The 24170-nt window shown below is 39.6% G+C and carries 21 protein-coding genes and 2 pseudogenes; 19 read left to right on the top strand and 4 right to left on the bottom strand.

Annotated elements, in window-relative coordinates:
* Positions 1 to 64: 64 nt before the first annotated feature.
* From secA to CVT08_RS05855, 3 genes and pseudogenes are all read left to right on the top strand, one after another.
* A pseudogene (gene secA, locus CVT08_RS05860) lies at positions 65 to 2461 on the top strand (preprotein translocase subunit SecA); the annotation flags it as partial.
* A 108-nt stretch (positions 2462 to 2569) separates the two neighbouring features.
* Positions 2570 to 2671: pseudogene (locus CVT08_RS10440) on the top strand (SEC-C metal-binding domain-containing protein); the annotation flags it as partial.
* Positions 2672 to 2722: 51 nt separating this feature from the next.
* Positions 2723 to 3922: an ABC transporter permease gene (locus CVT08_RS05855; RefSeq protein WP_107856101.1), complete on the top strand. Its 1200-nt coding sequence runs from the start codon at positions 2723 to 2725 to the stop codon at positions 3920 to 3922.
* 268 nt (positions 3923 to 4190) lie between these two features.
* Here the strand turns inward: CVT08_RS05855 and CVT08_RS05850 are convergent, their stop codons facing one another.
* From CVT08_RS05850 to CVT08_RS05840, 3 genes are read right to left on the bottom strand one after another with little or no spacing between them, the layout of a single operon-like run.
* Entirely contained in the window at positions 4191 to 5816 is a 1626-nt protein-coding gene (locus CVT08_RS05850) for a cation:proton antiporter (protein ID WP_107856100.1), read from the bottom strand.
* Between the two features lie 3 nt (positions 5817 to 5819).
* A complete protein-coding gene (locus tag CVT08_RS05845) occupies positions 5820 to 6194 on the bottom strand; it encodes a heat shock protein transcriptional repressor HspR (protein WP_107856099.1) in 375 nt (124 codons plus the stop codon).
* A 3-nt stretch (positions 6195 to 6197) separates the two neighbouring features.
* Entirely contained in the window at positions 6198 to 7094 is an 897-nt protein-coding gene (locus tag CVT08_RS05840; protein ID WP_009293707.1) for a DnaJ family protein, read from the bottom strand.
* Positions 7095 to 7249: 155 nt separating this feature from the next.
* On the opposite strand from CVT08_RS05840, the gene CVT08_RS05835 reads away from it, so the two are divergent.
* From CVT08_RS05835 to CVT08_RS05820, 4 genes are all read left to right on the top strand, one after another.
* Positions 7250 to 8653, top strand: coding sequence for a Do family serine endopeptidase (locus tag CVT08_RS05835; RefSeq protein WP_107856098.1), 1404 nt, complete (start codon positions 7250 to 7252; stop codon positions 8651 to 8653).
* Between the two features lie 97 nt (positions 8654 to 8750).
* On the top strand, positions 8751 to 9428 hold the full coding sequence (locus CVT08_RS05830; RefSeq protein ID WP_107856097.1) for a response regulator transcription factor: 678 nt from the start codon (positions 8751 to 8753) through the stop codon (positions 9426 to 9428).
* The gene (locus CVT08_RS05825; RefSeq protein WP_107856096.1) at positions 9428 to 10669 is read left to right on the top strand and encodes an ArsS family sensor histidine kinase; all 1242 of its coding nucleotides are present in this window, start codon (positions 9428 to 9430) and stop codon (positions 10667 to 10669) included. Before CVT08_RS05830 ends, CVT08_RS05825 begins: the two co-directional genes overlap by 1 nt.
* A gap of 30 nt (positions 10670 to 10699) precedes the next feature.
* The gene (locus CVT08_RS05820) at positions 10700 to 11137 is read left to right on the top strand and encodes a hypothetical protein (protein WP_021085477.1); all 438 of its coding nucleotides are present in this window, start codon (positions 10700 to 10702) and stop codon (positions 11135 to 11137) included.
* Positions 11138 to 11868: 731 nt separating this feature from the next.
* Here the strand turns inward: CVT08_RS05820 and CVT08_RS05815 are convergent.
* Entirely contained in the window at positions 11869 to 13140 is a 1272-nt protein-coding gene (locus tag CVT08_RS05815) for an O-acetylhomoserine aminocarboxypropyltransferase/cysteine synthase family protein (protein ID WP_107856095.1), read from the bottom strand.
* A 105-nt stretch (positions 13141 to 13245) separates the two neighbouring features.
* Between CVT08_RS05815 and CVT08_RS05810 the strand changes: the two genes are divergently transcribed.
* From CVT08_RS05810 to CVT08_RS05755, 12 genes are all read left to right on the top strand, one after another.
* The gene (locus tag CVT08_RS05810) at positions 13246 to 13578 is read left to right on the top strand and encodes a hypothetical protein (protein WP_009293722.1); all 333 of its coding nucleotides are present in this window, start codon (positions 13246 to 13248) and stop codon (positions 13576 to 13578) included.
* Positions 13575 to 14198 (top strand): HAD family hydrolase, encoded by a 624-nt coding sequence (locus tag CVT08_RS05805; RefSeq protein ID WP_107856094.1) that lies wholly within the window; start codon positions 13575 to 13577, stop codon positions 14196 to 14198. The genes CVT08_RS05810 and CVT08_RS05805 overlap by 4 nt, the downstream gene beginning before the upstream one ends.
* A gap of 48 nt (positions 14199 to 14246) precedes the next feature.
* Positions 14247 to 14501, top strand: coding sequence for a DUF2018 family protein (locus tag CVT08_RS05800; RefSeq protein ID WP_107856093.1), 255 nt, complete (start codon positions 14247 to 14249; stop codon positions 14499 to 14501).
* Positions 14494 to 14925, top strand: coding sequence for a hypothetical protein (locus CVT08_RS05795; protein ID WP_107856092.1), 432 nt, complete (start codon positions 14494 to 14496; stop codon positions 14923 to 14925). The genes CVT08_RS05800 and CVT08_RS05795 overlap by 8 nt, the downstream gene beginning before the upstream one ends.
* Before the next feature lie 10 nt (positions 14926 to 14935).
* The gene (locus CVT08_RS05790; RefSeq protein ID WP_107856091.1) at positions 14936 to 15829 is read left to right on the top strand and encodes a polyprenyl synthetase family protein; all 894 of its coding nucleotides are present in this window, start codon (positions 14936 to 14938) and stop codon (positions 15827 to 15829) included.
* Positions 15829 to 17112 (top strand): glutamyl-tRNA reductase, encoded by a 1284-nt coding sequence (gene hemA, locus CVT08_RS05785; protein WP_107856090.1) that lies wholly within the window; start codon positions 15829 to 15831, stop codon positions 17110 to 17112. Before CVT08_RS05790 ends, hemA begins: the two co-directional genes overlap by 1 nt.
* A complete protein-coding gene (locus tag CVT08_RS05780) occupies positions 17102 to 18802 on the top strand; it encodes a proline--tRNA ligase (protein WP_107856089.1) in 1701 nt (566 codons plus the stop codon). Before hemA ends, CVT08_RS05780 begins: the two co-directional genes overlap by 11 nt.
* Complete coding sequence (locus tag CVT08_RS05775) at positions 18799 to 19230, top strand: FxsA family protein (RefSeq protein WP_107856088.1); 432 nt, start codon at positions 18799 to 18801, stop codon at positions 19228 to 19230. Before CVT08_RS05780 ends, CVT08_RS05775 begins: the two co-directional genes overlap by 4 nt.
* Positions 19231 to 19238: 8 nt before the next feature.
* The gene (hemC, locus tag CVT08_RS05770; protein ID WP_107856087.1) at positions 19239 to 20168 is read left to right on the top strand and encodes a hydroxymethylbilane synthase; all 930 of its coding nucleotides are present in this window, start codon (positions 19239 to 19241) and stop codon (positions 20166 to 20168) included.
* 2 nt (positions 20169 to 20170) lie between these two features.
* Positions 20171 to 20521 (top strand): Imm10 family immunity protein, encoded by a 351-nt coding sequence (locus CVT08_RS05765; RefSeq protein ID WP_107856086.1) that lies wholly within the window; start codon positions 20171 to 20173, stop codon positions 20519 to 20521.
* Positions 20522 to 20706: 185 nt separating this feature from the next.
* Positions 20707 to 22515: a menaquinone biosynthesis decarboxylase gene (locus CVT08_RS05760; protein WP_107856085.1), complete on the top strand. Its 1809-nt coding sequence runs from the start codon at positions 20707 to 20709 to the stop codon at positions 22513 to 22515.
* Between the two features lie 8 nt (positions 22516 to 22523).
* Positions 22524 to 24101 (top strand): RNA-directed DNA polymerase, encoded by a 1578-nt coding sequence (locus CVT08_RS05755; protein ID WP_107856084.1) that lies wholly within the window; start codon positions 22524 to 22526, stop codon positions 24099 to 24101.
* Positions 24102 to 24170: the final 69 nt, after the last annotated feature.

The following is a 24170-nucleotide window of genomic DNA, read 5'->3' as shown; positions in this document are numbered from 1 at the left end:
TTAATTAAATAAATAGTTAAACTATGCTAAGATCCAAAGTTTAAAAATTTAGGAAGGTAAAGTAATGATTTCATCGGTATTTAGAAAGATTTTTGGCACGAAAAACGATAGAGAAGTCAAAAAATATATAAAACGTGTGGCGCAGATAAATGCGCTAGAACCTACTTATGAGAAGATGAGCGATGATGAGCTTAAGATCAAATTTAACGAGCTTAAAGCCCAAGTCGTCGAAGAAAAAGTCACTTTAGATCAAATTTTAAATGATGTCTTTGCATTAGTTAGAGAGGCTAGCAAAAGGGTGCTTAAGATGCGCCATTTTGACGTGCAGCTAATCGGTGGTATGGTGCTAAACGAGGGCAGGATCGCTGAGATGAAGACAGGCGAGGGTAAGACATTGGTGGCGACTTTACCAGTTATCTTAAACGCGATGAGTGGCAAAGGCGTGCATGTAGTTACCGTAAATGACTACCTTGCAAAGCGTGACGCGACGCAAATGGGCGAGCTTTATAACTTTTTAGGCTTAAGCGTCGATGTGATACTAAGTGGCGGATACGACGATGAAGTAAGGCAAGCTGCATATAACGCCGACATAACATACGGCACAAACTCAGAATTTGGCTTTGACTACCTTCGTGACAATATGAAATTTGAAGCTGGTCAAAAGGTACAAAGAGGCCATAACTTCGTTATCGTAGATGAGGTCGATAGTATATTGATAGATGAGGCTAGAACGCCACTTATAATCTCTGGTCCAACAAACCGCACGCTTGATGGCTACATAAGAGCTGATCAAGTCGCAAAACAGCTTACTAGAGGCACTCCAGCTGATCCAAACGTGCCAGGCTCAAAGCCAACGGGGGACTTTATAGTAGATGAAAAAAATAGAACGATAATGATCACAGAGGCTGGCATAAGCAAGGCTGAAAAGCTCTTTGGAGTTGAAAATTTATATAACCTTGAAAACGCCGTGCTAAGCCACCACCTAGATCAAGCTCTAAAGGCGCACAATCTCTTTGAAAAAGACGTGCACTACGTCGTAAAAGATGGCGAAGTTGTCATCGTTGATGAATTTACAGGACGTCTAAGCGAGGGCAGGCGATTTAGCGAGGGGCTTCACCAAGCGCTTGAGGCAAAAGAGGGCGTGAAAATTCAAGAAGAGAGCCAAACTCTTGCCGATACGACATATCAAAACTATTTTAGGATGTATAAAAAGCTTGCAGGTATGACCGGCACGGCTCAGACAGAGGCTACTGAGTTTTCTCAAATTTATAATCTTGAAGTTATCTCAATCCCAACAAACGTGCCAGTTAAGAGGATCGATCAAAACGATCTTATCTATAAAACTCAAAACGAGAAATTTAAAGCAGTTATCGATGAAGTCAAAAAAGCTCACGAGAAAGGTCAGCCAGTGCTTGTAGGAACTGCAAGTATCGAGCGTAGTGAGGTGCTTCATGAGATGCTTAAAAAAGCTGGCATCCCACACTCTGTGCTAAATGCTAAAAACCATGAAAAAGAGGCCGAGATCATCGCGCAAGCTGGTGTAAAAGGCGCTGTGACTATCGCTACAAACATGGCTGGACGTGGTGTTGATATCAGGATAAATGACGAGGTGAGAGACCTTGGCGGTTTATATATCATCGGCACCGAAAGGCACGAGAGTAGAAGGATAGATAATCAGCTGCGTGGCCGTGCTGGACGTCAGGGTGATCCTGGTATGAGTAGATTTTATCTAAGCTTAGAGGACAATCTTTTAAGGATTTTTGGTAGCGACCGCATAAAAGCGATCATGGATAGGCTTGGTATCGACGAGGGCGAAAGCATCGAAAGCCGCATGGTGACAAGAGCTGTTGAAAATGCTCAAAAGAAAGTCGAGAGCTTGCACTTTGAGGCTAGAAAACACTTGCTTGAGTATGACGACGTGGCAAATGAGCAAAGAAAGACCATCTATAAATACCGCGACGAGCTACTTGATAAAAACTACGATATGAGTGAAAAAATAGCTCAAAATAGAGTTGAATACGCTACAAATTTACTTGATACGGCTGAAATTTTCCATGGCGGCTTAAAAGATGATTATGACATTAAAAATTTATGCTCTATCATCCTTGCGGACTGCAGCGAAGAGATCGACGAGAGCGAGCTAAAAGGGCTAGAGTATAATGAACTAGTAGAAAAAATAGCGCAAATTTTAGAGGTTAGATATAACGAAAAAATGAGCGTGCTAAATGAAGAGCAAAGAAAAGATATAGAGAAAATTTTATACCTTCAAGTGCTTGATAATGCGTGGAGAGAGCATCTTTATCAGATGGATATCCTAAAAACTGGTATCGGTCTAAGAGGGTATAATCAAAAAGATCCGCTAGTGGAGTATAAAAAAGAGAGCTACAACCTCTTTATGGAGCTAGTTGGCAGGCTAAAAACTGAGAGCGTTAAAACGCTTCAAATCGTTAGATTTAAGAGCCGTGAGGAGCAAGAAGAGCAAGCCAGGATGATGTTAGAAGCTAGCCAAAATGCTGAAAATGAGCCCCTAAGCTATAATAATCAAGGCGAAGAAGAAAATTTCACGCCTGAAAAAAAGATACCAAGAAACGCTCCATGCCCTTGCGGAAGCGGTAAAAAATATAAAGATTGCCACGGCAAAAGTGGCCCTAAAAAAGGCATATTTGCTTAAAATTTCTACTTTTAAGGCGCCAAAGCGCCTTAATCTTTTAAAGGCTATTTGATGACAAGCTTACCAAAGTACCTACTTTTTAAATATTTAAGATTTGATAAAACTCAGCCATTTATCGCTCTAAGCGCCTTGCTCGCCTTTCTTGGTGTTAGTATAGGACTTATGGTTTTAATAGTTGCAATGGCGATCATGAACGGATTTGATAAAGAATTTGAGCGCAAACTTTTTACGATGAACTATCCTATAACCGTTCAAAGCGCTTTTAAAGGATCGATCGATGATGGCTTTGTAGATGAGCTAAAGGCTAAATTTAGCGACCTTAAATTTAGTCCATATATCAGCACGCAGGTCATTTACCGCTCGGCAAATGCGCTTGAAGGTGGGCTAATTTATGGCGTAAATTTTAAAGATGAAAAGCAGATAAATTCAGTTGTAAATGATGCTTTGAAGGAAAAAGAGCTAGAGGGCTTTGAGATACTTGTGGGAAGTGGCATAACGAGTGAGTTTAGGCTAAGAAACGATGAAAAACTAACACTTATCTTTACAAAGGCTGATCCTGCTGGCTTTTCGCTAACGCCAAAGATGAAGCGCTTTGACATAGGCGGCTCATTTACATCTGGGCTAATCGCCTACGACAAGGCGTTTTCATATACTTCAGTTGATGCATTAAGGAAAATTTTAGACTACCCAAAAGGCGTTTATGATGGAATTCACATCTTTTCAAGTAAGCCATTTGATGATATAAAAAGGGTGCGCGAAGGCCTACCAGCTGGCACAGTTGCTATTGGCTGGTGGGAGCAAAATGGCAACTTTTTCTCAGCACTCGCACTTGAAAAAAGAGCACTTTTTATCGTTTTGATGTTAATTATCCTTGTGGCGTCGCTAAATATCATAAGCTCACTACTAATGACCGTGATGAACCGCAGGCAAGAGATCGCCTTGCTTTTAGCGCTTGGTGCTAGTAAAAGTGAGATAAAAAGAAGCTTTTTTTATCAAGGGCTAGTAATAGGTGGAGGTGGCATTATATTTGGCTTAGTGCTTGGCTTTTTGGGGCTATTTTTACTTGGAAATTTCAACATCATAGACCTGCCAGCTGATGTTTATGGCTCAAGCAAACTACCACTTGAACTCTCAACCATCGATCTTGTGCTTATCGTAGTTGGAGCTGTGTTTATCGTGGCTATCTCGTCTTACTATCCAGCTAAAAAAGCCACAGAGGTAAATGTCCTTCAAACTTTAAGAAATGAGTAAAGCCTAGAAAAACTAGGCTTTAAATTTAATTTTAAAAGCATATTATTGGCTAATATGCTTTTATTTTAATTTGTAATAAATTCTATTTTTTATCTTTTGATAGCTCTTTAATTTTTACTTCTTTCTCATTAAGACTAGCATTGATATTTTGACCAGACAAATTTTTAGCTTCTTATTGTTTCTTATATAATCAAAAATATTGCTAATAGTTTTATCAATTTATTTAAACGAACTTAACAAAAAAGCGTGTTTTAAGAAGTAAAATTTACTACGCTCTTATGTCGTGGTCGATCTTGTATTGAAGGGCTTCGTGAACAAGAGTTTTTGCCATGACGCGCTCTTCGCTTATTAGGTGGAAATTTGCGCCTAGCTCGCCAAAAATATCTTTGTTACCCTCGCCATTTGCTTTGATGATGGTCTGGATATTTGCTCCGTAGTCTTTTATCTTTTGAGCGATTAGCTCAACTCTTTGCTCGTTGCTAAATGTTATGATAACGGCCGCTGCGTCGCTTAGGCAGGCATTTTCAAGAGTGTTGCTTTGAAGCACGTTTCCTAAAAATACATTTTCCCCGCGGCTTCTGCCAAGCTCAACTAGGCTGATGTCGTTATCAAGCACGATGTATAAAAGCTTTGTCTCTTTTAGTCTCAAAACCACCTCTTGACCGAGCCTATCATAGCCAAAGACTACGATGTGATTTTTTAGTTTTTGTGGTTTTAAGGTCTCGTTTGACTCGACTATCACCTCACGCTCTACAAGATCAGCTAAGACGTCAAGCTTTTTAAGTATAAAAGGTGTTGCAAACATCGATATAACAGAGGCTGCGATGAAAATTTGCGCAGTTTGGACATCAAGAAGATTTCTAGTAGTCATCAGCCCAAATACAGCCAGTGCAAATTCGCCGATCTGGCAGACGCTAAGTGCGGTTTTAGCAGCGACCCTGCGTTTTAAGTAGATATTTAAAACGGCAAAAACGACGATAGCTTTTACGACCATTATGCTAAAGACTAGACCTAGAACTAGCCAGATATTTGAGAGCACGACTACAAAATTTATCTGCATACCAACGGTTATAAAAAATAGTCCAAGAAGCAGATCTCTAAAAGGTATGAGATCGACCTCGATCTGGTGCTTATACTGCGTCTCTGCCATCATCATACCAGCTAAGAATGCACCAAGAGAGTATGAAAAGCCAAAGAAGTGGGCTAGCGTGCTGGCGCCAACTACTAAAAAGAGGATCGTAGCTATAAAGACCTCTTGAGAGTTTGTCTGAACGACTTTGTAAAATATCCAGTTGATGACGTATTTGCCGAGCAAAAATAGCACAACGATAAGGATAACTGCACTTGTAAATGTCTTTAACAAAAGCTCATTTATCGAGGCATCTTGCGAGCTAAACATATCTATCATAAGCAAAATAGGGATGACGGCGATATCTTGAAATAGTAAAATTCCAAGCGCCTTTCTACCATAAATTTTACTTACATCGCCATTGTCATTTAGCGTTTTTAGCACGATCGCAGTTGAAGATAGAGCAAAGGCAAGACCAGCGATAAGTGCTGTCTCGTCCTTTAGATGAAGCGCGTAGTAGAGCATCACGCCCATCACAAAGCCGCTTAGGCAAACTTGCAGACCTCCATTTAGAAAGACCTCTTTTTTCATGCTCATCAGGTGTTTAAAGCTAAACTCAAGTCCGATCGTAAACATCAAAAATGCGATACCAAATTCCGCGATATGAGAAATTTCATCGTTGCTTTTTAGGTTGAAAAACTCAGATATAAGCGTGCCAGTTACGATGTAGCCGATGATAGTTGGTATCTGAAATTTCTTAAAAATGACATTTAACGCAACCGAGATCGCAGCGACAAGCAAGAAGCCTTCTAAAATTTGTTCCATATATTATTTTTTACCCTCATAAAAGACAAGATCAAAGCTATTTTTTCTCTTAACAAGCGATCTTTTGGTGCTAGTTTGACTGGTAGCTTCGTGTAATTTTTTATTTAAATCATCAATAGTTGATTCTAAATCGTCAATTTTCTCTTTTAGCTGAAGTATCACATCAACACCTGCTAAATTTACGCCAAGTTCGCGGGTCAAATTTAGTATCGTTTTGACGCGATCGACGTCTTTTTGCGAGTAGAGTCTCATCTTGCCGTCTGTTCTTGAGGGTTCAACTAGTCCCTCTCTTTCGTATTGTCTTAAAGTTTGTGGATGTATGCTTAAAACCTTTGCTACAACGCTTATTAAAAAAAGTGGTTCTTCATAATTTTGCATTTTTTACTCCGGTAATTTTTCTTTTAACTCTTTTACTAAGCCCTCGTCAAGCTCACTGATATTTGGAAGTTTTACCCTGGCCTTTAAGTAAAGATCGCCATAAATTCCGCTCTTTCTGTTTTGCACGCCGTATCCTTTTAAACGGATCTTTGTGCCTGTTTTTGAGTTCTCAGCGATTTTAATGGTTACATCTTTTTTATATGTATGCACATTTATCTTGCCGCCAAAGAGCATAGTTTTTAGTGGAATTTCTACATCTTTATAAAGATCGTCGCCGACTCTTTCATACTCGTCGCTTGGCTCAACGCTAATGGCAAGTATAAGATCTCCAGTTTGACCGCCAGCACTCTTGCCTTTGCCTTTTATGCGAAGTTTTTCGCCGCCTTCTATGCCGCTTGGGATCTTTATCTTGATGCTTTCGCCATTAAAATTTATCTTGTGTTCGCCGCCAGTTACAGCCACGTCAAATGGTATAGAAATTTTGGCATTTACATCTAGATCAGCTCCTCCAAAGCCAAATCCGCCTCCGCCAAAGCCTTCAAATCCTTCAAAACCGCCACCAAAGCCACCGCTAAATTTAGCGCCGCCTCCGCCAAATCCACCTGAGAAGATATTTTTCAAGATATCGTTTAGATCGCCCATATCGGCTGAGCCTCTGGCAAAGTCGTGGAAATTTTGACCGCCAAACATATTATCGCCATATTGATCATACTGGGCACGTTTTTTCTCGTCGCTTAAAATTTCATAAGCAGCGTTTATCTCTTTAAATTTATCCTCTGCTCCAGGGTCTTTGTTGATGTCTGGGTGGTACTTTCTAGCAAGTTTTCTATAAGCTTTTTTTATCTCGTCGCTTGATGCGCCTTTTGAAACTCCTAAAGTTTCATATAAGCTTTCGCTCATATATTCTCCTTATGTTTTTTGACACGGATTATATCACAAAACTTTAGTCTATGCAAGTCAAGTTTATTTTTATTTACAAAGGAGAAAAAAGCGTTAAGATTTTATTTTTAAGCTCTATTTATAATTTCAAGACATTTTCAATTTAAAGGAAAAAAATGAAAAAATTTATGCTAATTTCATTAGCAGCGGCTTCTTTGCTAATGGGAGCTGATATTAAATTTAACGAAGCAAACCAAGATGTAACTAGAGTTTCGCCGTTAAGCGATAAAAATAGCGTGCTCTCATACTACGACTCTATCGCTCAGGCAAAACTTTCAGTAGTAAATATCTCGACTACAAAAACAGTAAGCAATGCGGGTATCGAGCAGATGTTTAATGATCCGTTTTTGAATGAATTTTTTGGATTTAACTTTGCAAAACCAAAAGAGAAAGAAAAGACAACCTCTCTTGGCTCTGGTGTCATCATCTCAAATGACGGCTACATCGTTACAAACAACCACGTCATCGAAGATAGCGACCAGATCGTTGTGACATTGGCAAATGGCGGCAAAGAATTTAAAGCCAAACTAATAGGCAGCGATCCAAAGACTGATCTAGCCGTCATAAAGATAGAGGCAAATGGGTTAAATGCGATCACATTTGCCGACTCGTCAAAGCTACTTGACACGGATGTCGTCTTTGCCATAGGCAATCCATTTGGCGTGGGCGAGAGCATCACTCAAGGTATCGTCTCAGGGCTAAATAAAGACAACATCGGCCTTAATCAATATGAAAATTTCATCCAAACAGACGCTTCGATAAACCCTGGCAACTCAGGTGGCGCTTTGGTTGATAGCAGGGGCTATTTAGTCGGTATAAACTCAGCCATACTTTCAAGAAGTGGTGGTAACAACGGCATTGGCTTTGCCATACCATCAAATATGGTAAAAGATATCGCTAAAAAGCTGATAACTGACGGTAAGATCGAGCGTGGTTTTATCGGCGTTACGATTGCAAATTTAACTGATGAGCAAAAAGAGCTTTATACAAATAAAGAAGGTGCTTTAATAAGTGGCGTAGAGCAGGGCATGCCAGCAGATGAAGCAGGGCTAAAAAGAGGCGACTTGGTTATTTCAGCAAACGGCAAAGCTATCAAAAACGCAAATGATCTTAAAAATTTCATCGGCTCACTAACTCCAAATAGCAGCGTTGATATAACTTACGAGCGATCAAATAAGGTGATGAATACAAAAATCAAGCTTGTAAATATGGATCACAACGCAAAAGATGCGACAAAAAGCGTCATCATCGAAGGTCTTAGCGTTAGTAATCTAAGCGATGAGATAAGATTTAAGTATAAGATCAGCCCAGACACTCAAGGCGTGCTTGTAACTGACGTAAAATCTGGCTCAAAAGCTGAAGACTTTGGCTTTGAAAGAGGCGATGTGATCGTTCAAGTTGGCGAAGAGAGCATAAAAGATCTTCAAACATTTGCAAGCACAGTTAAAAATGCAAAAGGCAAAAAGACGCTAGTGTGGATAAACCGCGGTGGCATCATGCAAGGCCTTGTTATAAAATAACCACTTAAGAGCTGAAATTTCAGCTCTTAACTCTTTTAAATTTTTAAAACCTTTATCTGCTATAATCCTTAAAAATAAATTTACAACAGGAAAGATCATGACTAGAATTTTAATGATAGAGGATGATATGGAGCTTGCTGAAATTTTAACTGAATACCTAGAAAACTACGACATAAAAGTGACGACGGCCGAGGAGCCATATATCGGACTATCTACTTTAAACACGAGCGAATTTGACCTAGTGATACTTGACCTCACTCTCCCTGGCATGGATGGGCTGGAGGTTTGCAAAGAGATAAGAAAAAAGCACAACATCCCTATCATCATCTCAAGCGCAAGACACGATATAACGGACAAAGTAAATGCCCTGGATAACGGTGCGGATGATTATCTACCAAAGCCTTATGACCCACAAGAGCTTCTTGCTCGCATCAAAAGCCATCTAAGAAGGCAGAGCATCGCCCCTGCAAATGAGGCAAGAAATTTAAACAAAGACTTGGTATTAAAAGACTTTGAGCGGGAAATTTTATTTAAAGGAAGCGTGCTAAATTTAACCGCAGCGGAGTATGACATCTTAAAATATCTGCTTCAAAAAGAGGGTGGAGCGGTCACTAGAGAGGAGCTCATCTACAACTGCGAAAGCATAAATGAAGATAGCTCAAACAAAAGTATCGACGTCATCATCGGCAGAATTCGCCAAAAACTAAATGAAAATCCAAAAGAGCCAAAATACATTCACGCGATCCGCGGCATCGGCTATAAGTTGGTTCTTTGATGCCAAGATCTTCTATATTTATCACGATAACGTTTATCTTTGGACTTGCGCTCGTTTCGATATTTCTAGCCTTTTTGTGGCTCATGGGCTTTGATAAACAAAACTACACAAGAGAGCTAAATAACAAATACTCAAACGTCGCTAGGACAAATTTGCTCTACATGGGTGGCATAATAAACAAAGCCCAGTATGACCGTCAGCTCTCAAACATCGACATGCCAGAGATCACCGCTAAAAATGAAAAAGAAGAAATTTTAAAAAATGCAGCCGTTTTAGAAGAAATTTCAAGTGATCTAGGATCTAGTGCTATCTTGCTTTATGATAAGCATCACTACCTAAAGATCGAGCATTTAGACGAGCTAAAGCTTTTGATGGATAAAGAATTTCAGCCTTACAGATACGAGGTGATAAAGGCTGTGTTTGCCGTAGTTGCGGTCATTTTGCTGGCTGCTTATATCTTTGTCATCTATAAGATAAAACCGCTTAGAAAGCTAAAGCGTCAGATCGTTAAATTTGCAAATGGCGAGCTTGATGGCGTGCAAAATGTCGGCAACGGCAAGGATGAAATTTCTGAAGTTTCAGAGGCATTTTATGAGGCTGTTTGTCAGATCAAAGCACTAAATGACTCAAGGCATCTTTTCTTAAGAAATATCATGCACGAGCTAAAAACGCCTATCACAAAGGGGCTGATCGCCGCTCAAATGATAGAAAAAAGCAAAAATCAAGAGAGGCTAATCTCCGTCTTTCACAAGCTTGAAAATTTGATAAATGAGCTTGCAGCAATCGAGCAGATAACCTCAAAAATAGGCCTTACAAACAAGACGCCTTGCCTTATGAGAGATCTCATCGATGAGGCTATCGATATAGCGATGATCGAAAAAGAGCACGTTGGTATCAGCGAGCTTGATGAGGTTAGAGTGATGGTTGATTTTAAGCTATTTTCAGTCGCTATAAAAAATATGATAGATAATGGCATAAAGTACTCAACCGATAAGCACGTAAATATCATGGTTAGCAAGGATCATATGAAATTTATAACTCAAGGCGAGAAGCTAAAAAATGACCTTGATTTTTACATCCAGCCATTTATCAAAGGTGAGGATGCACAAAAGAGCTTTGGTCTAGGTTTATATATAGTTAGCAACATCCTTGAGGCTCATGGACTAAAATTTGGCTATGAATACAAAAATGGAATGAATGTCTTTATTTTTGAAAATTTACAAGATATAATAGCGGTGTAAAATCAAAACCGCAAAAAAAGGAGTGTAAAAATGGCGGCAAAAATCTTCTCGGCAGTTGATATTTTATCAATAATCGATCTTGAGATAGCTTTTATAAAGCGATACAAAAACGTAAAGGACTATGCGAAAAATTTATCTTTGATATATTTTTCTTTGCCAAATAGTAAAGAATATGGCGAAATTTTTGAAAAAATCCTAAGACAAACAGACGTTGTTATAAGAGAAAACGAACACTACGTGGTCGTGCTTCACGGCACAAACGAAAGAGGCGCTAGCGAGCTACTAACTGGCATACAAGAGTTTTTAAACGCTGAACCGATCGATCTAGTAGTTACCTATCCAAAAGATGGAAAAGACGCAAAAGAGCTTGCTATAAAACTTCAAGATGAGATAAAAGATAACTACGGTGTCTTGCTTGAGATGCTTGTAAATCAAGATAAATTTGAAGTCTTTGAAGATATCGTTTGAGATAAATTTAATAAAATAATTTATTAGAAAATCCAATAAAAAGCAGGTAGTGTGTTAGCGCTATCTGCACCTCTAATCTTATATGAGCTAAGAGTATTTTTAATTTAAACCTATTCTCTCTTAACAAAGAAACAAACATTTAAATTTGTTTATTGCTTTGCAAATTTTAAAATTCCATTCACTCTCAAGAATTGACTACTAAAATTTGACTTAGCTTACAGCTTGGCTCAAATTTTAGAGCTGAAATTACTCGTTCATAAAATTTTAAAATTTGTGTGAGCTTATCTGGTATAAAAACACATGCGGCACGATAGTGCCATCGCATGCCCTTTGAACGTGCGAGGGGTTTGGGGGATTTAAAAAGGGGGATAAGGGGACGGCTTCGTAATTCAAGTCCCCTTGTCTCCCTTTTGAATAAAAGAGCTTATAAATTTAAAGTCGTGATTTCAAAAATAGAAATTTACTATCTATCAAATTTTAAAATTACATTCACTCTCAAGAATTGACTACTAAAATTTGGCTTCGCTTATCGCTTAGCTCAAATTTTAGAGCCTAAATTGCTCGTTCATGAAATTTTAAAATTTGTTATAAATTCTCTCACATAAACCGCATGCGGTGTGGTGCATTTTCTAGCGTATAGGAAAAATTTATATCTATTTTTTTGCGATAAGAGCATATGCAAGTTTAAAAGATGAGTTAAATTTCTAGCCCAAAAAGAGCTAGAAATTTGATTATTCTAAGGCTTGAGCTAGATCAGCTATCAGATCCTCGGCGTTTTCAAGACCTATGCTAACTCTTATCAGCTCTTTTGTGATGCCAGCTTTGATGAGCTCTTCGCTGCTTAGCTGCTGGTGAGTTGTCGAGGCTGGGTGTGTGATGAGTGACTTTGTATCGCCTATATTTACCACGATCTTAAAGAGTTTTACGCGCTCTAGCATCTTTTTTGCACGCTCAAAGCTATCAGTCTCAAAGCAAAATAGCCCATTAGCCATGCCGTCTTTAAAGTATTTTTGCGCCTTTGCGTGATCTACGTTGTCGGCAAGCCCAGGATAAGCCACGCTTTTTATATGTTTGTGAGAGTTTAGAAATTTAGCCACTTTTAGCGCGTTTTGCGAGTGTCTCTCAACCCTAACAGCAAGCGTTTCAAGCCCTTGTATAAGCTGCCAAGAGTTAAACGGAGAGATCACAGCGCCGATGTCGCGCACGATGGCTAGTCTCATTCTTAGCGTGTAGATGTCGAAGTTGTCGGTCATATTGGCATAAACGATGTCGTGGTAGCTCGCATCTGGCACGTTAAAGTGCTCATATCTCTTGTTGCCTTTTAGCTTTTCATTTAGGTGATTTGCACTTACAACAACACCTGCTAGGCTAAGACCCTGACCGCTCATATATTTGCTAGCGCTATGCACGCAAACATCGACGCCGTGGCGAAGTGGCTGAAAGATGATAGGTGTTGGTACGGTGTTATCCGTGATGCTAATGATGCCATATTTGTTTGCGATCTCTACGATTTTCTCGATATTTGGGATAGAAATTTTCGGGTTTGAGAGCGTTTCAAAAAATATAGCCCTCGTTTTATCATCTATTAAACCCTCCAGATCATCGGCCGTATCGCTGTCAAAGACTCTAGCCTCTATGCCAAATCTCTTTAGCGTGTGCGTAAAAAGCACCGTCGTGCCGCCGTAAATTTTCTTTGCGATGATGATGTTATCGCCTGCCTGGGCTAAATTTATGATGCTATAAAACAAAGCTGCCTGACCGCTTGCAGTCGCTATTGCAGCGGCTCCGCCCTCAAGTGCGGCGACCCTTTTTTCAAAGATATCTGTCGTTGGATTGCCAAGTCTTGTGTAGATGTGGCCGTTATCTTTTAGATCAAACCTAGCAGCGGCTGTCTCGGCACTTCCAAAGTCGTAAGCCGTGCTTTGAAAAATAGGCACAGCCATCGTGCCAAAGCCCTCATGTGTGTCGTAGCCTACGTGGATCGCAGCGGTTTCTTGCCTCATTTTTGCTCCTTGTTTGGTAATTTTGGCGTAAATTATACATTAGCAAAGCCAAAATTTAGGGGATAAAATCAAATTTTGATATAATTTGCCAAAAAAAGGAAAAATTTGAACCAAGTCACGGACAAATTTAAACGTGTAAAATATCTTCGCGCGCTAGAAAAATTTGCAAAATCAGCGATAAACGGGCTAAAAAGAGATGACTTTGACGAGACTGAATTTCGCCAAAGAGTTGAGAAAAACGCGAAAGTCATTGAAAAAGTCGAGGCTGTTTATCTTGATCAACCATACTCAAAGGCGCTAGAAAATTTTATAAATTTGCTTATCAAAAATGCCCCAAAAGATGAGCTTTTAAAGGCGGCAAATCTACTTGATAAGCTAAAAAATCAAAAGACATATAAAAAAGAAAAACATAAAAATAAATTTAAGGATGAGGATTGAAAGTAGTTATTTTTGATATGGACGGCACGGTGATCGATAGCGGCGAGGCGATATATAAAACGGTAAATGAAGTGAGAGATGAGCTAAATTTGCCGCCACTTGATAAGGAATTTATCATAAAAGCGATCAACGAGCCAGGTAGAAATTTAGCCCTTGAGTTTTACGGCATCGACACGCCAAGCAGGAGCTTAAAAGAGGGCTTTGAAGAGAAATTTAAGAAATTTTATGATGAGTGTGCGACTACCTATGATGGCGTAAAAGAGCTTTTGCAAAAGTGCAAAGAGGCTAAATTTAAGGTTGTTTTGGCAAGCAATGCACCGCATGATACGCTAGAGAAAATTTTAAAGAAAAATGAAATTTATGAGCTATTTGACGAGGTCATCGGCGCTAGCAAGGAGATACCGCAAAAGCCAGATCCTACGATGCTTCACCTAGCTGTTAGTAAAACTAAAGCTAACAAGGCGATCTTTATAGGAGATAGCCTAAAAGACGAGCTTGCGGCCAAAAACGCAAATATGCCTTATGTGCAAGTTTGCTGGGGATTTGGCGAGGAGAGCAAGACAGCGACCTATAATGCTAAAAACGTTGGCGAGGCGTGGGAGATAATATTAAATTTTTAACTTAGTTTTAATTAGCTATAATCTTAAGAAATTTTCAAAGAAACAGCGATGATAGATATATTTGAGGGCAGTGCGAGGGATAAATTTTATGACATTTTGTTTAACGCAAATGCCGTTTTGGTTAAAAACGAGATAGATAAAATTTTTGAGAAATTTGTAGCTATGAGCGAGCTTTGCGAGAAGCATGGCGTTAGCGAAGATGAGATCAGAAATTTTATACTCTCAGAGCAAGATAAAATTTATAACGGAGTAAATGATCTATATATTGAGCTTAGCGGAGAAATTTTAAGCCAAAATGAGTAGAATTTTTGCGCTTGTGGCCTTGCTAGTCGCTCTTGCCTTTGCAAAAGAGCCAAATTTTGACCCAAATTCGGTGCATACTTTTGAGCTTAAAAAAGATGAGTGGGCGCGGGTCTTTATAACCGAGAAAAAAACTCAAAAAGTTGAAACATTTGACTTTCGTTGGACGCTATTTGATAGCACAAATATCACTGTGCAAAGTTTTTTTAGGCGCTATCCAAGACAGATGGTCTTTTCGCTAAGACATGGGCAAGATACCTATATGCAGCGAGTTTTGCCTGATTTTATGATGCCGCCAAACGAGAGCGTGAGCCTTTATATATCATTTATTGATTTTAGGGATAAAAAGGCGCATTTTAGGGTGGCGCTGCTAGATGAGAGTAAGCGTGTGGATGTGGGTTTTAGAGATCCACACGAGGATAAATAGAAGGATAAAAATGGATAAAATCGATGAAATAATGAGCAAATTTATAAGCGAGCTTGGCTATAAAGAGGCGTTTGAGATGTTTTTAAAGATAAGCTCAGGCAAAAAGCTTCGCTCAAAACTTCTTTTAAAGATCGCAGGCGAGAGTGAAATTTCTCTTAAGCTTTGCGCTATCATCGAGCTCATCCACCTTGCAAGCTTATTGCACGACGACGTCATAGACGAGGCAAATATAAGACGCGGCAAACCAAGCATAAACGCACTTTTTGGTAGTAAAAACTCAGTCATGCTAGGCGACATCCTCTATTCAAAGGCTTATTTTGAGCTTACAAAATTTGACCCAAGCATCGCAGCTGTCATCTCAGATGCGGTCAGCAAACTAAGCGTCGGCGAGATGATGGATGTGAAAATGGCTGAAAATTTTAATGAAAACGAGCAAGAATACTTAAAAATGATCTATTATAAAACAGCTGTTTTGATAGAAGCTACGGCTATTTGTGGGGCAAAGATAGCTGGCAAAGATAGTGAGAAATTTGGCCTTTATGGCAAAAATTTAGGTCTTGCATTTCAGATTGTTGATGATATATTAGACATCACTCAAGATGAAAAAACGCTTGGCAAACCAGCGCTTAACGACTTTGTCGAGGGCAAAACGACACTCCCTTACATTTATCTTTATAAGAGCCTGGACGAGGCTGGTAAAACAAAGCTTAGATCGCTTTGGGCAAAGAAGCTAAACGCAGACGAAATTTCGTGGTTAAAAGAAAATTTTGATAAAACTAGCTCGCTTAGTAAAGCTATAAATGAAGCCAAAAGGCTTGGAAATGAAGCGATAGAAGCGATAAAAGAGTATAAAAACGCTGAGCTTGAAGGGATCATAAAAAGCATGATAGATAGGGAATTTTGATGCACTATTTAGATATAAGTTTTACATATAAAAACACTGATATTTCGGTCAGAGAGAAGCTTGCATTTGATAGTGACGATAAAAAAGAGCAAATTTTAAAACTGATAAACTCAAACAAAAACATAAAAGAGAGCATGGTGCTAAACACCTGCAACCGCGTCGAGATCATAGCAAGTGTAGAGGATGTAAAGGCCGCTACTGCTCATATCATCAGGTGTATGTCGATATTTTCAGGCGTTTTTGAAGATGAGCTTTATGAGAGAGCTGACATCTATGAAAACAGCGGTGCTGCACACCACCTCTTTGCTGTGGCAAGCTCGCTTGATAGCCTAGTAGTTGGCGAAACGCAGATCGTTGGCCAGCTAAAAAATGCCTTTAAATTTGCCTATGACAACAACTCATGCGGCGAAGATATCAGCAAGATCATCCACTACGCATGTAAGTGCGCTGCCAAGGTTAGAAACGAAACTCAAATTTCTAAAAACCCGATCTCAGTTTCAAGCGTCGCCGTGGCAAAAGCAAAAGAAATTTTTGGCACGCTTGAAGGTAAAACAGCTATCGTCGTGGGCGCTGGCGAGATGGGCGAGCTAGCAGCAAAGCACCTCATATCAAGCGGCGCAGAAGTGATCATCATAAACAGAAGCTCTGAGCGCGTCGAGCAGCTAGTTGATAGCCTGGGCGATAACGCGAGCTGGGATAGTATCTTGAAATTAAAAGAGTATGTAAATAATTACGATCTCATCTTTTCAAGCACTGCAGCTCCGCACGCCATCATCACAGGCGATATCATCGAGCCAAGAGAATTTCACAGATACTTTTTTGATATCGCCGTGCCAAGAGATATCGATCTTTTAAACACAGAGCTTATAAGCGTCTATACGGTTGATAGCTTAGAGGAGATCGTGCGTAAAAATTTAGCCCTAAGAGAGGAGCAGGCGCAAAAGGCCTACTCAATCGTCGGTCAAGACACAAGCGAGTTTTTAAAGACTTTAAAAGAAGATATGAGCGTGCCTCTTATAAAATCAATCCGCAAGCAGGCTGAAATTTGCGCGAAAAACGAGCTAGAAAAGGCGATAAAAAAGGGCTATTTAAAACATAGCGATTACGATGAGGCGCAAAAGCTCATCCATCAGGTCTTTAAAGCCTTTTTACACCAGCCAACGATGAAGCTAAAAGGGCTTGCAGACGAGGAGAGGGCTAGTGAGCTTTCAAACGGAGTTAAATTTTTATTTGACATAAAAGATGAACAAAATTTTCAAGCAGGAGATATAGATGAAATTTAGTAAATTTTACGCCCCAACTACCAAAGAAGCGCCAAAAGATGCATCTTTACCAAGCCATCAGTTTTTGATAAGAGGTGGCTTTGTTGAGCAGATCGGCTCTGGGCTTTATAACTATCTGCCGCTTGGAAAGATCATGCACGATAAAATTTCACGCGTGGTAAAAGAGGAGATGAACGAGGCTGGCGCGCTAGAGGTGAGCTTTAGCGTGGTCACTTCAGGCGAGCTTTGGAAGCAAAGTGGTCGTTACAACGTCTTTGGCAAGGAGCTTTTACGCTTTAAAGATAGAAAGGATAATGACTTTGTTATAAGTCCTACAAATGAAGAGGCAGCCGTTGCTTTGGTGCGTGGCAAGGTGACTAGCTACAAACAGCTACCACTAAATTTATACCAGATAAACACCAAATTTCGTGACGAGGCAAGACCACGCTTTGGCTTGCTAAGAGGTCGCGAATTTACGATGAAAGATGGTTATAGCTTTCACTCAAGCAAAGAGGATCTTAAGCGTGAGTTTGACCTTATGGAGGCAACTTATAGTAAGATTTTTACCCGCTTGGGGCTAAATTTTAGAGCTGTTGAGGCTGATAGCGGAGCCATTGGCGGTAGCGGCAGTAAAGAATTTATGGTGCTTGCAAGTAACGGCGAGGACGACATACTTTGCTGTGAGGCTTGCAGATACGCTGCAAACGTCGAGGCTGCAAGACGCAAACCAAGAGTTAGCGAGGCTGAGACACCAGAGGCGGACGCGGCTAAATTTCTAACGCCAAATGCAAAAACTATAAAAGATGTGGCAGAGTTTTTCAAAGTTAGCGAGTTTTACTGCATAAAAGCCGTTATGAAAAAGGCGATCTATGAGGATAAAGAAGAGGTTGTGGTCTTTTTCGTAAGGGGCGATGACGAGCTTCAAGAGACAAAGGCGCAAAACGCTTGCAAGGCGCTTGAGCTAGTAGATGCTAGCGAGGCTGACGTGACTAAAGCTGGATTATCTGCTGGATTTTGCGGGCCAGTTGGGCTAAAGGATGTGAAATTTTTTATAGATAACGAGCTAAGGGGCGCAAATAACATGATATGCGGTGCTAACGAGAAGGACTATCACTTTGTTGGCGTTAGTGTTAGCGGATTTAACGAGGAGAGATTTAAAGACCTTGTAAAGGTAAAAGAGGGCGATAAATGCCCAGTTTGCGGCGGAAATTTAAAACTTAGCAAAGGCATAGAAGTCGGTCATATCTTTCAGCTAGGTGATAAATATTCAGCTGCGATGAATGCGACATATCTTGATGAAAACGGCAAGGCAAAGCCATTTTTGATGGGCTGCTACGGCATTGGTATCAGCAGGCTGATCGCTGTGATGATAGAGGCTAGCCATGACGAGAAGGGCTGCATCTGGAAAAAAGAGTGCGCGCCGTTTGATGTGGAGATCATCATTTCAAATTTAAGAGATGAGGCGGGCGTGAAATTTGCATTTGAGCTTTATGAGAGCCTTAAAAAAGCTGGTGTTAGCGTCATAATCGACGATAGAAACGAGAGATTTGGCGTTAAGATGAATGATTTTGAACTTATCGGCTTTCCTTATGCGCTACTTGTTGGTAAAGAATTTGCAAATGGCAAGGTCGAGTTTATCACAAGAGATGGGCTAAACAAAGAGTCGATAGGCGCAGATGAGGCCTTTAGAAAGATAAAAGAAAGCTTATGAGATTTTTTGCATTTTTATTTTTTTTGATAGAAGCGGTCTTTATCTATCTTTTTGTTGATAAATTTGACTTTTTGAACTACTTTCTTGAGGTGCTGGTCTCTGGATTTGTGGGTATCGTACTTCTTTTTAATGCTGGATTTTCTAGCTTAAATTCGCCTCAAGTGGCATTTAAAAGCTTTCTTGGCGGAAATTTATTTAGTCAGCTAGGGCTTAGCTTTGGTGGAGCGCTGCTCTTTTTGCCAGGAATTTTAACGGATATTTTTGGCATAGCCGTGGTCGTTTTTTCTTTAGTATTTAAGAAAAATGCAGCGAAAAATGAGAGCTATCAGGAGTTTAAATTTCAAAATTTTAGCGAGCAGCGCAGTAAAAAAGATGAGGGCGAGATCATCGACGTTGAGGTCATCGAAGAGCCAAAAAGAGTAAATTAGGAGAGATGATGAAAGAGATAAAAATAGCAACTAGAAAGAGCATCTTAGCGCTTTGGCAAAGCGAGCATATCAAGGCTAGGATCGAGGCGCAGCACAAGGGCGTGAAGGTCGTGCTTGAGGGCATGAAGACAAAGGGCGACGTGATACTTGACACGCCACTTGCCAAGATCGGCGGCAAAGGGCTTTTTACAAAAGAGCTTGAAGATAGCATGCTAAAAGGCGAGACTGACATCGCCGTGCATAGCCTAAAAGACGTCCCAGTAGTCTTTCCAGAAGGGCTTAAACTAGCGGCCATTTGCTCACGCGAGGATACAAGAGATGCGATGATAAGTGAGAAATTTGCTAAATTTAGCGACCTACCGCACGGTGCAAAGGTTGGCACAACGAGCCTACGCCGTAAGATGCAGCTACTTATCATGAGGCCTGATCTTGAGATCATCTCGCTTCGTGGAAACGTACAAACTAGGCTTAGAAAGCTAAAAGAGGGCGAATTTGATGCGATCATTTTGGCGATGGCTGGCATAAACCGCCTAAATATCAAGGCTGAAGTGGCACACATCTACACATTTGGCTTTGACGAGATGATACCTGCGATGGGTCAGGGTGCTCTTGGTATAGAGGCTAGAGACGAGAAGCAAATTTTAGAGCAGATTGACTTTCTAAATGACGAAAATGCAGTTATAGAAACGACCATAGAGCGTGACTTTGTAAGCGTTTTAGAGGGGGGTTGCCAAGTGCCAATAGGCATCAGCGCAAGGCTACAAGGTGATGAAATTTCTATCGATGCGATCGTTGGCCTGCCTGATGGAAGCGAGTATATAAAAGATAGCTTAAAGACTAGCAAGAATAAATTTCAAAGCATCGGCAAGGAGCTAGCGCATAAATTTATAGAAAAAGGTGCTAGAGAGCTACTAAAACGTGCCGAGGAGATGGCGTAAGCGTGTTTGAGCTAAAATTTAAAGCAAAAGCCATAAGTGCTACCAAAAATAGCAAAGACAACTACTATATGATCGGTCTTGCAGACGACAAATATGACTACAAAAACTACATAATCTTTCAAAGACCGATCAAACTAAAAAAAGGTGACGACGAAAACGCCGACATAAACGGCCTATATGCAGAGTGCAATGGCGATGTTTGTTATAACGCTTGCAAGCGGGTGACGATCTCTGAAAAAACTATCATTTTTGAGATGCAAGATAGCCTTATTTGCGTAGATACAGAGGGCGTAAAGCTTAATGAGCGCTTTATGAAATATAGCAAAGAGATATTTGGCGAGCTGCTAGAGTAGTCCTAAATTTAATCATTCGCCTGCTGTTACGCCACTTTTTTAGCCACGATGATAGATTATAAATTTATTATTTTTACGATAAAAAACAGACACGCACAAACTGCCTTTGTGTGCAATAACAAAATATTAGCATCGCCTTTTTTATCAAATTTTAGCTATCATCTTTGAAAATTTAAGGGAAAAATATGGACTACATCAAGCTTTTAAAAGATAACGGCCTACTTAGGGTGATCAATGAGCCAGTAGATATCGACCTGGAGATCGCGCACGCTAGCTATATCGAGGTCAAACGCGCGGGCTCACAAGCACTACTTTTTACAAATCCAGTCTGCAAAAAAACTGGGCGTAAATTTGCCCCAGTGCTTACAAATATCTACGGCTCAAAAAGGGCGCTTGAGCTGATATTTGGCGTGCAGCCTGATGAGATCGCAGCTGAGATAGAGAAGCTTTTAAAGCCCAAAAAACCTGAGAATTTCAAAGAGAAGCTTGACTTTTTATCTTATCTTTTTAATATGAGAAAGATATTTACAAAAAGGCTAAAAGGCGAGGGCGAGTGCCAGCAGGTCAAATTTATGGGCGAGCAGGCCGATCTTTTGAGCCTGCCTGCGCTAAAGACTTGGCCACATGACGGAGGCGCTTTTATCACGATGGGGCAGGTCTATACGCAAAGTCTTGATGGCGCGCTGCAAAATTTAGGCATGTACCGCTTGCAAATTTATGATAAAAATCGCCTTGGCATGCACTGGCAGATCCACAAAGACGGTGCAAATTTCTTCCACGAGTATAAGCGTGCAGGCCGTAAGATGCCAGTTTCGGTGGCGATCGGTGGCGATCCGCTATATATCTGGTGCGGTCAAGCGCCGCTGCCAAAGGGCGTCTTTGAGCTGCTACTTTACGGCTTTATCCGCAAAGAGCCAGCAAAGCTTGTAAAGTCGCTAACCAATGAAATTTACGTCCCGCACGACGCCGACTACGTGATAGAGGGCTTTGTGGATACGACTAAGAGCGAGCTTGAGGGGCCATTTGGCGATCACACTGGCTTTTACACGCCGGTTGAGCCATTTCCAGTGATGGATGTTACGGCGATAACGAGCAAGCAAGACCCTGTCTTTCACGTGACCGTGGTTGGCAAGCCACCGCTTGAGGATAAGTATATGGGCTGGGCTACTGAGCGCATTTTCTTGCCACTTTTACGTACGACCGTGCCAGAGCTACTAGACTACAACATGCCTGAAAATGGCGTCTTTCACAACCTTATCTTAGCCAAGATCAACGCCCTTTATCCAGCGCACGCAAAGCAGGCGATGCACGCGTTTTGGGGAGTTGGGCAGATGAGCTTTGTAAAGCATGCGATCTTTGTGGGTAACGATGCACCAGAGCTAGCGAAATACGACAAATTTGCGGACTTTGTGCTTGATAGATTTGGCAGCGAAAGTGTGCTGATAAGCCAAGGTGTGTGCGACCAGCTCGATCACGCCAGTCCAAACTCGTGCTTTGGTGGCAAGCTAGGCATCGACGCGACGCAGGACTTTTGTAAATTTAGCCCTGCAGTTTTAAGCGACGATGAACTTTTGGCTAAATTTCAAAGCCTTGCGCCAAATGTTAAGGAGCTTAGGCAGTTTAAAACCAGGAGCAAAACGCCTATTTGTGTAGTGAAATTTGAAAAAGATCGCCCTGTAAAAGAGCTATTTACTAAGCTTTTGGCGTTTAATGAATTTTTCAAGCTACTGGTTGTTGTGGATATGCAAAACTACCTAGAAAACCCATATATGCTGCTTTGGCGTGTGACAAATAACATAGATGCCTTGCGTGATATCTATATAGATGGTGAAAATTTCTGCGTGGATGCGACGAGCAAGGACAAACTAGAAGGATACACTCGTGGCTGGCCTATGCAAACTGACTGCGACCGCGGAGTGGTGGCTACTCTTGTGAAGCGAGGCGTAGTAAAAGATGAGCCAGAGCTATTTAGTAAATTTGAGATATTTGGGTAGGATGGATAATGAAAGATGTTAATGGACAAAAAAGTTATTATGAATGCTTAAATCAAATAAATAATGATGAATTATTTGAGGGTTTGCTTGGCTATGGAATGTTTGCGGAAAAAATTCCTAACTTTTTATCATCAGTAAAATTTTTTGAATTTTGTAGGGATTATGATCCTGAATTTGATCAAAAAACATTTAAATATATAAAATATGAAAATATGAGAAATATAAACATACCAAGAATTTTGGCTATTCCAAATCCTTTTGCTTATTATAAGCAGTGTAAAATTTTGAGAGAGAGTTTTTGGGAATTAAAAGAATATTTTAGAGAGAAAACAAAGAAAGACAAATACAAGATAAGCCGCATACATATTAGAAAAATTAAAGATAAAAATGAATTACTTGATATAAAAAATTATTTAGATAAGCTTTTTGACATGAATTATAAGGATTATCATATTGATGGTAATCCAGAGCAAGAAATTTTTATCGGCAAGAAATATAAAGTGAAGGCTGATATTTCGACTTGTTTTCCCAGTATATATACCCATGCTATACCATGGGCTTTGATTGGCAAGAATAATGCAAAAGGAAATCGTAACTCAAAAAAAGAATATTATAATATGATTGATAGCTCTGCACAGTGGCTAAACAACAACGAAACGCATGGAATTTTAATAGGACCACATAGCTCCAATTTAGTTTCTGAAATAATTTTAATTGCAGTAGACGCAAAAATAAAAGATAAATATCAATATATAAGGCACATAGATGATTATAGTTGTTATGTAGAAACCAGAGAAAAAGCAGATAAATTTTTATTAGATTTGTCTCAGTCGTTAAAAGAATTTGGATTGTTATTAAATCACAAAAAAACTGAGATAATAGAATTACCGAATTCTTTTGAAGAAGATTGGGCAAGAAAATTAAAAATATATAAAATTGAAGAATGGGAAGGAAAGATTAAATATAGTGGTATCGCTCCTTTTATGGATTTGGCGTTGGACTTGATGAAAGAAAATAAAAATAATGCATCGATTTTAACATATGCTATCAAGATGCTTTTAAAAAAGGATATGACACCAAATGCCATTAAATATTTTATAGATATAGTTCATCATTTAGTTTTAATTTATTCATATTTAATTTTTCTTTTAGAACAAGTATTTGATAAATTTATTGACAATAAAAATATTGGAGTAGAAAAAATTCAAGAAATATCATTGAACATTTTTAAGCTAGGACAAGAAAATAAAAATTATGAAGCAATGTCGTATGCCATATATTTTGCATTAAAATATAGATTTAAGCTAATGCATATATGCGTATCAAAAGAGGCTACAAAGAAAGAAGATTGTACCTTAATGCTACTTTGTTATTTATATGATAAAAGGCACAAAAGAAATTGTTCTAAGTATATTCAAATGGCAGAAAATTTTATTGATGATACAAATAACATTGATGATGAATTCTGGTTATTTTCTTATGAAGTACTATTACATGAAAAACCTCAATCTTTGAATAAATGTAAAGATTGGAAAAAATTAAAAGAAAAAAAGATTTCATTTTTAAAGGATGGGTATGAAAATTAATTTATGAGTATATTTTTGTTAAAATTTGGCTATGTTTTAATCTAGTCTATTCACTGTTGAGTGAGTTGG

This window comes from Campylobacter concisus, assembly GCF_003048835.2.
Taxonomy (GTDB): domain Bacteria; phylum Campylobacterota; class Campylobacteria; order Campylobacterales; family Campylobacteraceae; genus Campylobacter_A; species Campylobacter_A concisus_D.
Note: the sequence above shows the minus strand (reverse complement) of the source record. Positions and strands in the feature narration are given on the sequence as shown.